The organism is Pantoea sp. Acro-807 (genome assembly GCF_011752675.1).
GTDB classification, from domain to species: domain Bacteria; phylum Pseudomonadota; class Gammaproteobacteria; order Enterobacterales; family Enterobacteriaceae; genus Pantoea; species Pantoea eucrina.
This window is the reverse complement of record NZ_VWXE01000013.1, coordinates 1-9936: the sequence shown is the minus strand read 5'-3', so window position 1 is coordinate 9936 and position 9936 is coordinate 1. Positions and strand designations below refer to the sequence as shown.

Sequence of the window (9936 nt, the reverse complement as noted above, 5' to 3'; positions counted from 1 at the left end):
GTGATTACCCCAGAATTTCTTCAACGGATTTACCACGCTTGGCAGCGACCATTTCCGGAGATTTCATATTGCCCAGACCATCAATAGTTGCACGAACCACGTTAATCGGGTTGGTGGAACCATATGCTTTAGCCAGAACGTTATGAACTCCAGCGACTTCCAGGACGGCGCGCATTGCACCACCGGCGATGATACCGGTACCTTCAGAAGCCGGCTGCATGAACACACGAGAACCCGTGTGCGCACCTTTTACAGGGTGCTGCAGGGTGCCGTGAGTCAGCGCGACGTTAATCATATTGCGACGGGCTTTTTCCATCGCTTTCTGGATCGCTGCTGGAACTTCACGCGCTTTACCGTAACCAAAACCCACGCGGCCGTTGCCATCACCCACTACAGTCAGTGCGGTGAAGGAGAAAATACGACCACCTTTCACAGTTTTAGAAACACGGTTTACCGCGATCAATTTTTCCTGCAGTTCGCCAGCTTGTTTCTCGATGTGTGCCATCTTAGACCTCTACCTTAGAACTGAAGGCCAGCTTCACGAGCAGCATCTGCAAGTGCCTGGACGCGACCATGATATTGGAACCCGGAACGATCGAAAGAAACATCTTTGATGCCTTTTTCGATAGCGCGCTCAGCCAGAGCTTTACCTACAGCTGCAGCGGCGTCTTTGTTACCGGTATACTTCAGTTGTTCAGCGATAGCTTTTTCTACAGTAGAAGCAGCAACCAGAACTTCGGAACCGTTCGGGGCGATTACCTGTGCGTAAATGTGACGCGGGGTACGATGTACCACCAGGCGAGTAGCACCCAGCTCTTTGAGCTTGCGACGTGCACGGGTCGCACGACGGATACGAGCAGATTTCTTATCCATAGTGTTACCTTACTTCTTCTTAGCCTCTTTGGTACGCACGACTTCGTCGGCGTAACGAACACCCTTGCCTTTATAAGGCTCAGGACGACGGTAGGCGCGCAGATCAGCTGCAACCTGTCCGATAACCTGCTTATCAGCGCCTTTCAGCACGATTTCAGTTTGAGTCGGACATTCAGCAGTGATGCCGGCCGGCAGTGCATGTTCAACAGGGTGAGAGAAGCCCAGGGCCAGACTCACAGAGTTGCCTTTAACAGCTGCACGATAACCAACACCAACCAGTTGCAGCTTCTTAGTGAAGCCGTCGGTAACACCGATAACCATGCCGTTCAGCAGTGCACGAGCAGTACCTGCCTGTGCCCAACCATCCGCATAACCTTTGCGTGGAGCAAAAGTCAGGGTGTTGTCTTCCTGCTTGATTTCAACAGCATTGTTGATAGTACGAGTCAGCTCGCCGTTTTTGCCTTTGATCGAAACTTCCTGACCGTTGAGTTTTACCTCTACGCCGGCAGGAATAACGACAGGTGCTTTTGCAACACGAGACATTTTATTCCTCCGATTACGCTACGTAGCAGATAATTTCGCCACCAAGACCAGCCTGGCGCGCTGCACGATCAGTCATGACACCTTTAGAGGTAGAAATTACAGCAATACCCATACCAGCCATCACTTTTGGCAGCTCATCTTTTCTTTTATAGATGCGCAGACCAGGACGGCTAACACGTTGAATGCTTTCTACAACAGCTTTACCCTGGAAATACTTAAGAGTCAGTTCCAGTTCCGGCTTGATGTCGCCTTCGATTTTAAAATCTTCAATATAGCCTTCTTCCTTCAGCACGTTGGCAATTGCCACTTTCAGCTTGGAGGAAGGCATAGAGACCGCAACTTTGTTCGCGGCCTGACCGTTACGGATACGGGTCAGCATATCCGCGATCGGATCTTGCATGCTCATCTGTGTTACTCCCGTGATTCAAATGGTGACAATTACCAGCTAGCCTTTTTAAGACCCGGGATTTCACCGCGCATAGCGGCTTCACGGACCTTGATACGGCTCAACCCAAACTTCCGCAGGAAACCGTGCGGACGACCTGTCTGACGGCAGCGGTTACGCTGACGGGAAGGGCTGGAATCACGCGGCAGACTCTGCAGCTTGAGAACGGCATTCCAACGATCTTCGTCAGATGCGTTCACATCAGAAATGATTGCTTTCAGCTCAACGCGTTTTGCGAAGAACTTGTCTGCTAATTTCACACGCTTAACTTCGCGTGCTTTCATAGATTGCTTAGCCATTAAGTAACCCTACCTTACTTGCGGAACGGGAAGTCAAAGGCAGCCAGCAGTGCACGGCCTTCATCATCAGATTTCGCAGTAGTGGTAATGGTAATATCCAAACCACGAACGCGATCGACTTTGTCGTAGTCGATTTCTGGGAAGATGATCTGCTCACGTACGCCCATGCTGTAGTTACCACGACCGTCGAAAGACTTCGCAGAAAGACCGCGGAAGTCACGAATACGTGGTACAGCAATAGTGATCAGACGCTCAAAGAACTCCCACATGCGTTCGCCACGCAGAGTTACTTTACAGCCGATCGGATAGCCCTGACGGATTTTGAAGCCTGCAACTGATTTGCGTGCTTTGGTGATCAGCGGTTTTTGACCGGAGATTGCTGCCAGATCGGCTGCTGCGTTATCCAGCAGTTTCTTGTCAGCGATCGCTTCACCAACACCCATGTTCAGGGTGATCTTCTCGACCCGAGGGACTTGCATGACAGAATTGTAGCCAAACTCTGTCATGAGTTTCTGGACTACTTCGTCTTTGTAGTAATCATGCAGTTTCGCCATCGTACTACTCCAAATTACTTGATAGTTTCGCTGTTAGACTTGAAGAAACGGACTTTTTTGCCGTCTTCGAATCTAAAGCCTACACGGTCAGCCTTGCCGGTTGCCGCATTGAAGATTGCAACGTTAGAAACCTGAATTGCAGCTTCTTTTTCAACGATGCCACCTGGCTGGTTCAGAGCCGGAACCGGCTTCTGGTGTTTCTTAACCAGGTTGATACCTTCAACGATGACTTTACCAGAAGTCAGGACGTTCTTTACTTTACCGCGCTTACCTTTGTCTTTACCGGTAAGAACAATAACTTCGTCGTTACGACGGATTTTAGCTGCCATTGCTCGCTCCTTAGAGTACTTCTGGTGCCAGAGAGATAATTTTCATGAACTTTTCATTGCGAAGTTCACGAGTTACCGGCCCAAAAATACGCGTTCCGATTGGCTGCTCACTGTTATTGTTCAGAATAACGCATGCATTGCCATCGAAGCGAATGACAGAACCGTCCGGGCGACGAACACCCTTCCTGGTGCGCACCACTACCGCTTTCAGGACATCACCTTTTTTCACCTTGCCACGAGGAATTGCTTCCTTGATGGTCACTTTGATGATATCGCCGACGCCTGCGTAGCGACGGTGCGAGCCACCCAGAACCTTGATACACATTACGCGACGTGCACCGGAGTTGTCGGCGACGTTCAGCATAGTCTGTTCTTGGATCATTTTAGTGCTCCGCTAATGTCAACTACTACTTCGGGACCCAAACCTCAGGTCGTTAAAAAGCCCCATAATTGAGGGCGCGGCATTATAACACCGGATCTCGCAGATGGGTAGAAAAAATGAACGGCTCGCGAGAGCCGTTCATTTTGTTTTTAGAGGAAACGAATTCTATTACAGAATCGCTTTCTCTACAACGCGAACCAGAGTCCAGGACTTAGTCTTGGAAAGTGGACGGGTTTCGCGGATCTCAACCACGTCACCAATACCACACTCATTGTTCTCGTCATGGATGTGCAGCTTAGTCGTACGTTTGATGAATTTACCGTAGATCGGGTGCTTCACGAAACGTTCGATAGCGACAACAGCAGATTTCTGCATTTTGTCACTAACAACACGACCTTGCAGAGTACGGATTTTATCGGTCATTACGCCGCCTTCTCAGTCAGTAAAGTCTTAACGCGCGCAACATCACGGCGAACTTGCTTCAGCAGATGGGTCTGCTGCAGCTGGCCAGATGCTGCCTGCATGCGCAGGTTAAACTGCTCACGCAGGAGGTTAAGCAGCTCAGTGTTCAGCTCTTCAACGCTTTTTTCACGCAGCTCAGTTGCTTTCATTACATCACCGTCTTAGTTACAAAGGTGGTTTTGATAGGCAGTTTTGCTGCTGCCAGCTTGAAGGCTTCACGGGCCAGCTCTTCCGGTACGCCGTCCATTTCATACAGGACTTTACCAGGCTGAATCAGGGCAACCCAATACTCAACGTTACCCTTACCTTTACCCATACGCACTTCCAGCGGCTTCTCGGTGATCGGTTTGTCCGGGAATACACGGATCCAGATCTTACCTTGACGCTTAACTGCACGGGTCATAGCACGACGTGCTGCTTCGATCTGACGAGCGGTCAGACGACCACGGCCAACAGCTTTCAGACCGAAAGTACCGAAGCTAACATCCGTACCCTGCGCCAGACCGCGGTTACGGCCTTTGTGCACTTTACGGAATTTTGTACGCTTTGGTTGTAACATCAGCGACTCTCCTTACTTACGGCCTTTACGCTGCTGCTTTTTAGGTTGAGCAGCCGGTTCCGGTTGTTCAACAGCAGCCATACCACCCAGGATCTCACCTTTGAAGATCCATACCTTAACGCCGATTACACCATAAGTGGTGTGCGCTTCAGAGGTGTTGTAGTCAATGTCCGCACGCAGAGTGTGCAGCGGTACGCGACCTTCACGATACCATTCGGTACGTGCGATCTCAGCACCACCAAGACGGCCGCTGACTTCAACTTTAATACCTTTAGCGCCCAGACGCATTGCGTTCTGTACAGCACGCTTCATAGCACGACGGAACATCACACGACGCTCCAGCTGTGAAGTGATGCTGTCAGCAACCAATTTAGCGTCCAGTTCCGGTTTACGGACTTCGGCGATATTGATCTGAGCAGGAACGCCAGCGATATTCGCGACGACCGTACGCAGTTTTTCTACGTCTTCACCTTTCTTACCGATAACGATACCCGGGCGAGCGGTGTGAATGGTCACACGGATGCTCTTAGCCGGACGCTCGATAACGATACGAGATACAGACGCTTTAGCCAGTTCTTTAGTCAGGAACTGACGTACTTTAAAATCGCTGTCGAGGTTGTCAGCGAATTCTTTGGTGTTCGCAAACCAGGTAGAGTTCCATGGTTTTACAATACCCAGGCGAATACCATTAGGATGTACTTTCTGACCCATTGCTAGTCTCCAGAGTCTCAGCGATCGGACACAACCACAGTAATGTGGCTGGTGCGCTTCAGGATGCGATCTGCACGACCTTTTGCACGCGGCATAATGCGCTTCATGCTTGGGCCTTCGTCTACGAAAATTTTCGCAACTTTCAGATCGTCGATATCAGCGCCATCGTTGTGTTCGGCGTTAGCAATGGCAGATTCCAGGACTTTCTTAACCAGTACAGCCGCTTTCTTGTTGGTGTAAGTCAGAATATCCAGAGCCTGCGACACTTTCTTACCGCGAATCAGGTCTGCCACCAGGCGAACCTTCTGAGCAGAAGAACGAGCATGGCGATGTTGAGCAATAGTTTCCATCTCTTCCTCCTACTTATTTCTTCTTGGCTTTCTTATCTGCAGCATGGCCGCGATAAGTACGTGTCGGTGCGAATTCGCCCAGCTTGTGACCAACCATTTCGTCGGAAACAAAGACTGGAACGTGCTGACGACCATTATGGACAGCGATGGTCAAACCGATCATGTTAGGGAAGATCGTTGAACGACGGGACCAAGTGCGCAGGGGCTTCTTGTCACCGCTTTCCACCGCTTTCTCTACCTTCTTCAGCAAGTGCAGGTCAATAAAAGGACCTTTCTTGAGAGAACGTGGCATGGCTTATCCTCTAAAATTATTTGCTACGGCGACGTACGATAAATTTATCAGTACGCTTGTTGCTACGGGTCTTCTTACCTTTGGTCTGAACGCCCCACGGTGAAACCGGGTGCTTACCAAAGTTACGACCTTCACCACCACCGTGCGGGTGATCGACTGGGTTCATCGCAGTACCGCGAACGGTAGGACGAACACCGCGCCAACGGGCTGCACCGGCTTTACCCAGAACGCGCAGCATGTGCTCAGCGTTACCGACTTCGCCCAGGGTTGCGCGGCAGTCAGATTCGACTTTACGCATTTCGCCTGAACGCAGACGCAGGGTCACGTAAGAACCTTCACGCGCAACGATCTGCACGTAAGCACCAGCAGAGCGAGCAATCTGACCGCCTTTGCCTGGTTTCATTTCTACGTTATGCACGGTAGAACCAACTGGGATGTTACGCATCGGCAGGGTGTTACCTGCTTTAATCGCAGCATCAACGCCAGACTGAATCTGGTCGCCAGCTTTCAGGCCTTTAGGGGCCAGAATGTAACGGCGCTCGCCATCTTTGTACAGAACCAGTGCGATGTTCGCAGAACGGTTCGGATCGTACTCAAGACGCTCAACAACTGCCGGGATACCATCTTTGTTGCGTTTGAAGTCAACAATACGGTAAGCCTGCTTGTGACCACCACCGATATGACGGGTAGTGATACGACCATTGTTGTTACGACCACCGGATTTGCTGTTTTTTTCAACCAGCGCGGCAAATGGTTTGCCTTTGTGCAGCTCAGGGTTCACCACTTTAACTACGTGGCGACGACCCGGAGATGTCGGTTTACATTTAACAACTGCCATTGTCTTTCTCCTCCGACTTACTCAGCGCCGCCGACGAAGTCCAGGTTCTGGCCTTCCTTCAGGGTAACGTAAGCTTTTTTCCAGTCGTTACGACGACCGATACGCTGTCCGTGACGCTTAACTTTACCCTTAACAACCAGGGTGTTTACGTCTTTAACTTCTACTTCGAACAGTTTCTCAACAGCAGCAACGATCTCTGCTTTGGTCGCATCTTTCGCAACTTTGAGAACGATGGTATTGGTTTTTTCCATCGCGCTTGATGCTTTTTCAGATACGTGCGGCGCGCGCAGTACTTTCAGCAGACGTTCTTCACGGATCATGCCAGCATCTCCTCAACTTGCTTAACTGCTTCAGCAGTCATAACGACTTTGTCGAAGGCGATCAGGCTAACTGGGTCGATACTTGCTGCGTCACGCACGTCAACCTTGTACAGGTTACGCGCAGCCAGGAACAGATTTTCATCCAGTTCACCGGTGATGATCAGCACGTCTTCCAGCGCCATGTCTTTCAGTTTCTGTACCAGCAGCTTGGTTTTCGGTGCTTCTACAGAGAACGACTCGACAACGATCAGACGGTCCTGACGTACCAGCTCGGACAGAATGCTTTTCAGCGCGCCGCGGTACATCTTTTTGTTAACTTTTTGACTGTGGTCCTGTGGACGAGCAGCGAAGGTCACGCCACCTGAACGCCAGATCGGGCTCTTAACAGAACCTGAACGCGCACGGCCGGTACCTTTCTGGCGCCACGGCTTTTTGCCTGAACCAGTTACTTCAGCACGAGTCTTCTGCGCACGAGTACCCTGACGAGCACCTGCGGCATAAGCAACAACAACCTGGTGAACCAGCGCTTCGTTGAAATCACGACCGAAGGTAGTTTCGGAAACAGTCAGCGCGCTCTGCGCGTCTTTCAGTACTAATTCCATTGCTATCCCCTTACGCCTTCACAGCTGGTTTAACAATCAGGTCGCTGCCGGTTGCACCCGGGACAGCACCTTTGACCAGCAGCAGGTTGCGCTCAGCGTCAACACGTACTACTTCCAGGCTCTGAACGGTTACGCGCTCGTTACCCAGCTGACCAGCCATTTTCTTGCCTTTGAACACTTTGCCCGGAGTCTGGTTCTGACCGATAGAACCCGGAACGCGGTGAGACAAGGAGTTACCGTGTGTAGCGTCCTGGGTACGGAAGTTCCAGCGCTTAACGGTACCTGCGAAACCTTTACCTTTAGAGGTACCGGTAACGTCTACTTTTTTAACGTCAGCGAAAATTTCAACACTGATGCTCTGACCTACGGAGTACTCTTCACCTTCGGTGCGGAATTCCCACAGACCACGGCCAGCTTCAACGCCAGCTTTAGCATAATGACCTGCTTCCGGCTTGGTCACACGGTTTGCTTTTTTAGCACCGGTGGTAACCTGGATCGCCTGGTAACCATCGTTTTCCAGACCTTTGACCTGGGTAACGCGGTTTGCTTCAACTTCGATTACGGTTACTGGGATTGAAACGCCTTCTTCAGTGAAGATGCGAGTCATGCCCACTTTTTTACCGACTAAACCAATCATTGTATCAACCTCTCAATCGCTCGATGACCTGATTAACCCAGGCTGATCTGCACGTCAACACCGGCAGCCAGATCCAGACGCATCAGAGCATCAACGGTTTTTTCAGTTGGCTCAACGATGTCTACCAGACGCTTGTGAGTGCGGATTTCGTACTGATCACGCGCATCTTTGTTAACGTGCGGAGAGATCAGAACGGTGAAGCGCTCTTTGCGGGTTGGCAGCGGAATTGGACCACGAACCTGCGCACCAGTGCGCTTGGCAGTCTCAACGATTTCCGCGGTTGATTGATCGATCAGACGATGATCAAACGCTTTAAGACGGATACGGATTCTTTGGTTCGACATGAGACCAAGGCTCCAAACATTTTATAAACGAAAAAAATTACTACCCACACCCATTACGATTGATGGGGGAGTGTAATCGTTCAGCATATAACTCCCCAATTGGGAGTATTGTCAGGCGACACACCTAGCACTGTCGCCTGCGATTCTGCTCGAATCGCGCCATACCAATGTCGGCAGGCCGGCGTATTATACGTAATTACGCTCAGGAAGCAACCCGTGCTCTGTTTTTAACCATAAAAATTCAGCCAAAAGAAAACCCGCCGGGCATGACTGCCGGGCGGGTTTACAGAACAGGTATGCGCAGGCCGCTATTCGTCCGCCTTTTCGCTGATTTGCGACTGCAGGTAGTTCTGCAGGCCAATTTTCTGAATCAGATCGAGCTCGGTTTCAAGAAAGTCGATGTGATGCTCTTCATCAGCCAGGATTTCAATCATCATGTCCCGGCTCACGTAGTCGTGAACTTTATCCGCCCAGGCAATGGCTTCACGCAGGTCTTTTGCCCCTTCCAGCTCCAGCTGCAAATCGGACTGCAGCATTTCGGGCACGTCCTCACCTATGCGCAGACGTCCCAGATCCTGCAGATTGGGGATACCTTCGAGAAAGAGAATACGCTCAATGTATTTGTCGGCATGCTTCATCTCATCAATCGATTCGTGGTATTCGATATCGTTGAGGCGCATCAGCCCCCAGTTTTTAAACATGCGCGCATGCAGAAAATACTGATTAATCGCGACCAGCTCATTTCCGAGCAATTTGTTGAGATGTGCAATGACTTTGACGTCGCCCTTCATATCACCCCTCCCCTCTTCAGTTAACCAGATAGTAGATGCAGAGAGAAAGAAGTCAAAAAGGCGTGACAGTTTTTGTGGGTATTACGACATTCTGCGCGTAATGTCAGGCGATCTCTTTATAGAGCGGTGCATGCTGCAGTTCATCATCCATGATTTCACGCGCTGCCCGGATGCATTTACCACACTGCTTCCCGACCGGGACCAGCTGGCGCAGCTGCTGGATCGATTTTGGCTGATAGCGGCGCACCACTTCACGCAGCGTTTTATCACTCACACCATTACACAGACAAACGTACATTTCAGATTCGACTCCGGTACAATTTCTGATCAAAGTGTAAATGAGAATGGTTGCTATTACAACGCAGGGTTTGTAGGGTTATCGATGGGTATGCTGGTTTTGACAGGCAAAAAAAAAGAGCACCGAAGTGCTCTTTCTGATTGCTACGGCAGCAGTAAAAAACCGCTGCCGGCGTTAACACAATTAAGCGATAACAGAAGCAACAACGCCCGCGCCAACGGTACGGCCGCCTTCGCGGATTGCGAAGCGCAGACCCTGGTCCATCGCGATTGGGTGGATCAGGGTAACAACCATCTTGATGTTGTCG

The 9936-nt window shown here is 50.6% G+C and carries 21 protein-coding genes and 1 pseudogene; all 22 read right to left on the bottom strand.

All coding sequences use genetic code 11. The annotated features are described in order from the left end of the window. Positions 1 to 4: 4 nt before the first annotated feature. Positions 5 to 505, bottom strand: a complete 501-nt coding sequence (gene rpsE / locus F3J39_RS18450; protein ID WP_013510759.1) for a 30S ribosomal protein S5 — start codon at positions 503 to 505, stop codon at positions 5 to 7. 14 nt (positions 506 to 519) lie between these two features. Further along, positions 520 to 873: a 50S ribosomal protein L18 gene (gene rplR / locus F3J39_RS18445; RefSeq protein ID WP_013510760.1), complete on the bottom strand. Its 354-nt coding sequence runs from the start codon at positions 871 to 873 to the stop codon at positions 520 to 522. A gap of 9 nt (positions 874 to 882) precedes the next feature. After that, the gene (rplF, locus tag F3J39_RS18440; RefSeq protein ID WP_039380801.1) at positions 883 to 1416 is read right to left on the bottom strand and encodes a 50S ribosomal protein L6; all 534 of its coding nucleotides are present in this window, start codon (positions 1414 to 1416) and stop codon (positions 883 to 885) included. Between the two features lie 13 nt (positions 1417 to 1429). Next, positions 1430 to 1822, bottom strand: a complete 393-nt coding sequence (gene rpsH, locus F3J39_RS18435) for a 30S ribosomal protein S8 (protein ID WP_065648467.1) — start codon at positions 1820 to 1822, stop codon at positions 1430 to 1432. Positions 1823 to 1854: 32 nt separating this feature from the next. Continuing rightward, positions 1855 to 2160, bottom strand: a complete 306-nt coding sequence (rpsN, locus tag F3J39_RS18430) for a 30S ribosomal protein S14 (RefSeq protein WP_039380805.1) — start codon at positions 2158 to 2160, stop codon at positions 1855 to 1857. Between the two features lie 14 nt (positions 2161 to 2174). Further along, the gene (rplE, locus tag F3J39_RS18425) at positions 2175 to 2714 is read right to left on the bottom strand and encodes a 50S ribosomal protein L5 (protein WP_013510763.1); all 540 of its coding nucleotides are present in this window, start codon (positions 2712 to 2714) and stop codon (positions 2175 to 2177) included. 14 nt (positions 2715 to 2728) lie between these two features. Beyond that, complete coding sequence (rplX, locus tag F3J39_RS18420; protein ID WP_021508218.1) at positions 2729 to 3043, bottom strand: 50S ribosomal protein L24; 315 nt, start codon at positions 3041 to 3043, stop codon at positions 2729 to 2731. A gap of 10 nt (positions 3044 to 3053) precedes the next feature. Further along, the gene (gene rplN / locus F3J39_RS18415; protein WP_038629760.1) at positions 3054 to 3425 is read right to left on the bottom strand and encodes a 50S ribosomal protein L14; all 372 of its coding nucleotides are present in this window, start codon (positions 3423 to 3425) and stop codon (positions 3054 to 3056) included. A gap of 168 nt (positions 3426 to 3593) precedes the next feature. Next, entirely contained in the window at positions 3594 to 3848 is a 255-nt protein-coding gene (gene rpsQ / locus F3J39_RS18410) for a 30S ribosomal protein S17 (RefSeq protein WP_010618568.1), read from the bottom strand. Next, positions 3848 to 4036, bottom strand: coding sequence for a 50S ribosomal protein L29 (gene rpmC / locus F3J39_RS18405; protein WP_021508217.1), 189 nt, complete (start codon positions 4034 to 4036; stop codon positions 3848 to 3850). The genes rpsQ and rpmC overlap by 1 nt, the downstream gene beginning before the upstream one ends. Continuing rightward, positions 4036 to 4446 (bottom strand): 50S ribosomal protein L16, encoded by a 411-nt coding sequence (gene rplP / locus F3J39_RS18400; protein ID WP_002438716.1) that lies wholly within the window; start codon positions 4444 to 4446, stop codon positions 4036 to 4038. Before rplP ends, rpmC begins: the two co-directional genes overlap by 1 nt. Before the next feature lie 12 nt (positions 4447 to 4458). Further along, entirely contained in the window at positions 4459 to 5157 is a 699-nt protein-coding gene (gene rpsC / locus F3J39_RS18395) for a 30S ribosomal protein S3 (protein WP_009087585.1), read from the bottom strand. Positions 5158 to 5174: 17 nt separating this feature from the next. Continuing rightward, positions 5175 to 5507 (bottom strand): 50S ribosomal protein L22, encoded by a 333-nt coding sequence (rplV, locus tag F3J39_RS18390; protein ID WP_007891659.1) that lies wholly within the window; start codon positions 5505 to 5507, stop codon positions 5175 to 5177. A gap of 13 nt (positions 5508 to 5520) precedes the next feature. Then, positions 5521 to 5799 carry a 30S ribosomal protein S19 gene (rpsS, locus tag F3J39_RS18385; RefSeq protein WP_001138115.1) on the bottom strand — a complete coding sequence of 93 codons (279 nt, stop codon included), beginning with the start codon at positions 5797 to 5799 and terminating at the stop codon, positions 5521 to 5523. Positions 5800 to 5815: 16 nt separating this feature from the next. Then, positions 5816 to 6637, bottom strand: a complete 822-nt coding sequence (rplB, locus tag F3J39_RS18380) for a 50S ribosomal protein L2 (protein WP_039380813.1) — start codon at positions 6635 to 6637, stop codon at positions 5816 to 5818. A gap of 17 nt (positions 6638 to 6654) precedes the next feature. Beyond that, positions 6655 to 6957, bottom strand: coding sequence for a 50S ribosomal protein L23 (gene rplW, locus F3J39_RS18375; RefSeq protein WP_039380816.1), 303 nt, complete (start codon positions 6955 to 6957; stop codon positions 6655 to 6657). Beyond that, positions 6954 to 7559 (bottom strand): 50S ribosomal protein L4, encoded by a 606-nt coding sequence (rplD, locus tag F3J39_RS18370; RefSeq protein ID WP_039380819.1) that lies wholly within the window; start codon positions 7557 to 7559, stop codon positions 6954 to 6956. Before rplD ends, rplW begins: the two co-directional genes overlap by 4 nt. 10 nt (positions 7560 to 7569) lie before the next feature. Then, the gene (gene rplC, locus F3J39_RS18365; RefSeq protein WP_166714576.1) at positions 7570 to 8196 is read right to left on the bottom strand and encodes a 50S ribosomal protein L3; all 627 of its coding nucleotides are present in this window, start codon (positions 8194 to 8196) and stop codon (positions 7570 to 7572) included. A 32-nt stretch (positions 8197 to 8228) separates the two neighbouring features. Beyond that, positions 8229 to 8540, bottom strand: a complete 312-nt coding sequence (rpsJ, locus tag F3J39_RS18360) for a 30S ribosomal protein S10 (protein WP_006120582.1) — start codon at positions 8538 to 8540, stop codon at positions 8229 to 8231. A gap of 308 nt (positions 8541 to 8848) precedes the next feature. Beyond that, positions 8849 to 9331, bottom strand: coding sequence for a bacterioferritin (gene bfr, locus F3J39_RS18355; protein WP_039380825.1), 483 nt, complete (start codon positions 9329 to 9331; stop codon positions 8849 to 8851). 103 nt (positions 9332 to 9434) lie between these two features. Then, positions 9435 to 9629 carry a bacterioferritin-associated ferredoxin gene (gene bfd, locus F3J39_RS18350; protein WP_039380828.1) on the bottom strand — a complete coding sequence of 65 codons (195 nt, stop codon included), beginning with the start codon at positions 9627 to 9629 and terminating at the stop codon, positions 9435 to 9437. 183 nt (positions 9630 to 9812) lie between these two features. Beyond that, positions 9813 to 9936: pseudogene (tuf, locus tag F3J39_RS18345) on the bottom strand (elongation factor Tu); the annotation flags it as partial.

Excerpts from the sequence above, each read along its gene's own strand:
- rpsC (WP_009087585.1), bottom strand. The coding sequence starts at position 5,157 with ATGGGTCAGAAAGTACATCCTAATGGTATTCGCCTGGGTATTGTAAAA.
- rplX (WP_021508218.1), bottom strand. The coding sequence starts at position 3,043 with ATGGCAGCTAAAATCCGTCGTAACGACGAAGTTATTGTTCTTACCGGT.
- rplR (WP_013510760.1), bottom strand. The coding sequence starts at position 873 with ATGGATAAGAAATCTGCTCGTATCCGTCGTGCGACCCGTGCACGTCGC.
- bfr (WP_039380825.1), bottom strand. The coding sequence starts at position 9,331 with ATGAAGGGCGACGTCAAAGTCATTGCACATCTCAACAAATTGCTCGGA.
- rplC (WP_166714576.1), bottom strand. The coding sequence starts at position 8,196 with ATGATTGGTTTAGTCGGTAAAAAAGTGGGCATGACTCGCATCTTCACT.
- rplF (WP_039380801.1), bottom strand. The coding sequence starts at position 1,416 with ATGTCTCGTGTTGCAAAAGCACCTGTCGTTATTCCTGCCGGCGTAGAG.
- rpsN (WP_039380805.1), bottom strand. The coding sequence starts at position 2,160 with ATGGCTAAGCAATCTATGAAAGCACGCGAAGTTAAGCGTGTGAAATTA.
- rplE (WP_013510763.1), bottom strand. The coding sequence starts at position 2,714 with ATGGCGAAACTGCATGATTACTACAAAGACGAAGTAGTCCAGAAACTC.
- rpmC (WP_021508217.1), bottom strand. The coding sequence starts at position 4,036 with ATGAAAGCAACTGAGCTGCGTGAAAAAAGCGTTGAAGAGCTGAACACT.
- rpsH (WP_065648467.1), bottom strand. The coding sequence starts at position 1,822 with ATGAGCATGCAAGATCCGATCGCGGATATGCTGACCCGTATCCGTAAC.
- rpsJ (WP_006120582.1), bottom strand. The coding sequence starts at position 8,540 with ATGTCGAACCAAAGAATCCGTATCCGTCTTAAAGCGTTTGATCATCGT.
- rplW (WP_039380816.1), bottom strand. The coding sequence starts at position 6,957 with ATGATCCGTGAAGAACGTCTGCTGAAAGTACTGCGCGCGCCGCACGTA.
- rpsQ (WP_010618568.1), bottom strand. The coding sequence starts at position 3,848 with ATGACCGATAAAATCCGTACTCTGCAAGGTCGTGTTGTTAGTGACAAA.
- rplP (WP_002438716.1), bottom strand. The coding sequence starts at position 4,446 with ATGTTACAACCAAAGCGTACAAAATTCCGTAAAGTGCACAAAGGCCGT.
- rplV (WP_007891659.1), bottom strand. The coding sequence starts at position 5,507 with ATGGAAACTATTGCTCAACATCGCCATGCTCGTTCTTCTGCTCAGAAG.
- rplB (WP_039380813.1), bottom strand. The coding sequence starts at position 6,637 with ATGGCAGTTGTTAAATGTAAACCGACATCTCCGGGTCGTCGCCACGTA.
- rplD (WP_039380819.1), bottom strand. The coding sequence starts at position 7,559 with ATGGAATTAGTACTGAAAGACGCGCAGAGCGCGCTGACTGTTTCCGAA.
- rpsE (WP_013510759.1), bottom strand. The coding sequence starts at position 505 with ATGGCACACATCGAGAAACAAGCTGGCGAACTGCAGGAAAAATTGATC.
- rplN (WP_038629760.1), bottom strand. The coding sequence starts at position 3,425 with ATGATCCAAGAACAGACTATGCTGAACGTCGCCGACAACTCCGGTGCA.
- bfd (WP_039380828.1), bottom strand. The coding sequence starts at position 9,629 with ATGTACGTTTGTCTGTGTAATGGTGTGAGTGATAAAACGCTGCGTGAA.
- rpsS (WP_001138115.1), bottom strand. The coding sequence starts at position 5,799 with ATGCCACGTTCTCTCAAGAAAGGTCCTTTTATTGACCTGCACTTGCTG.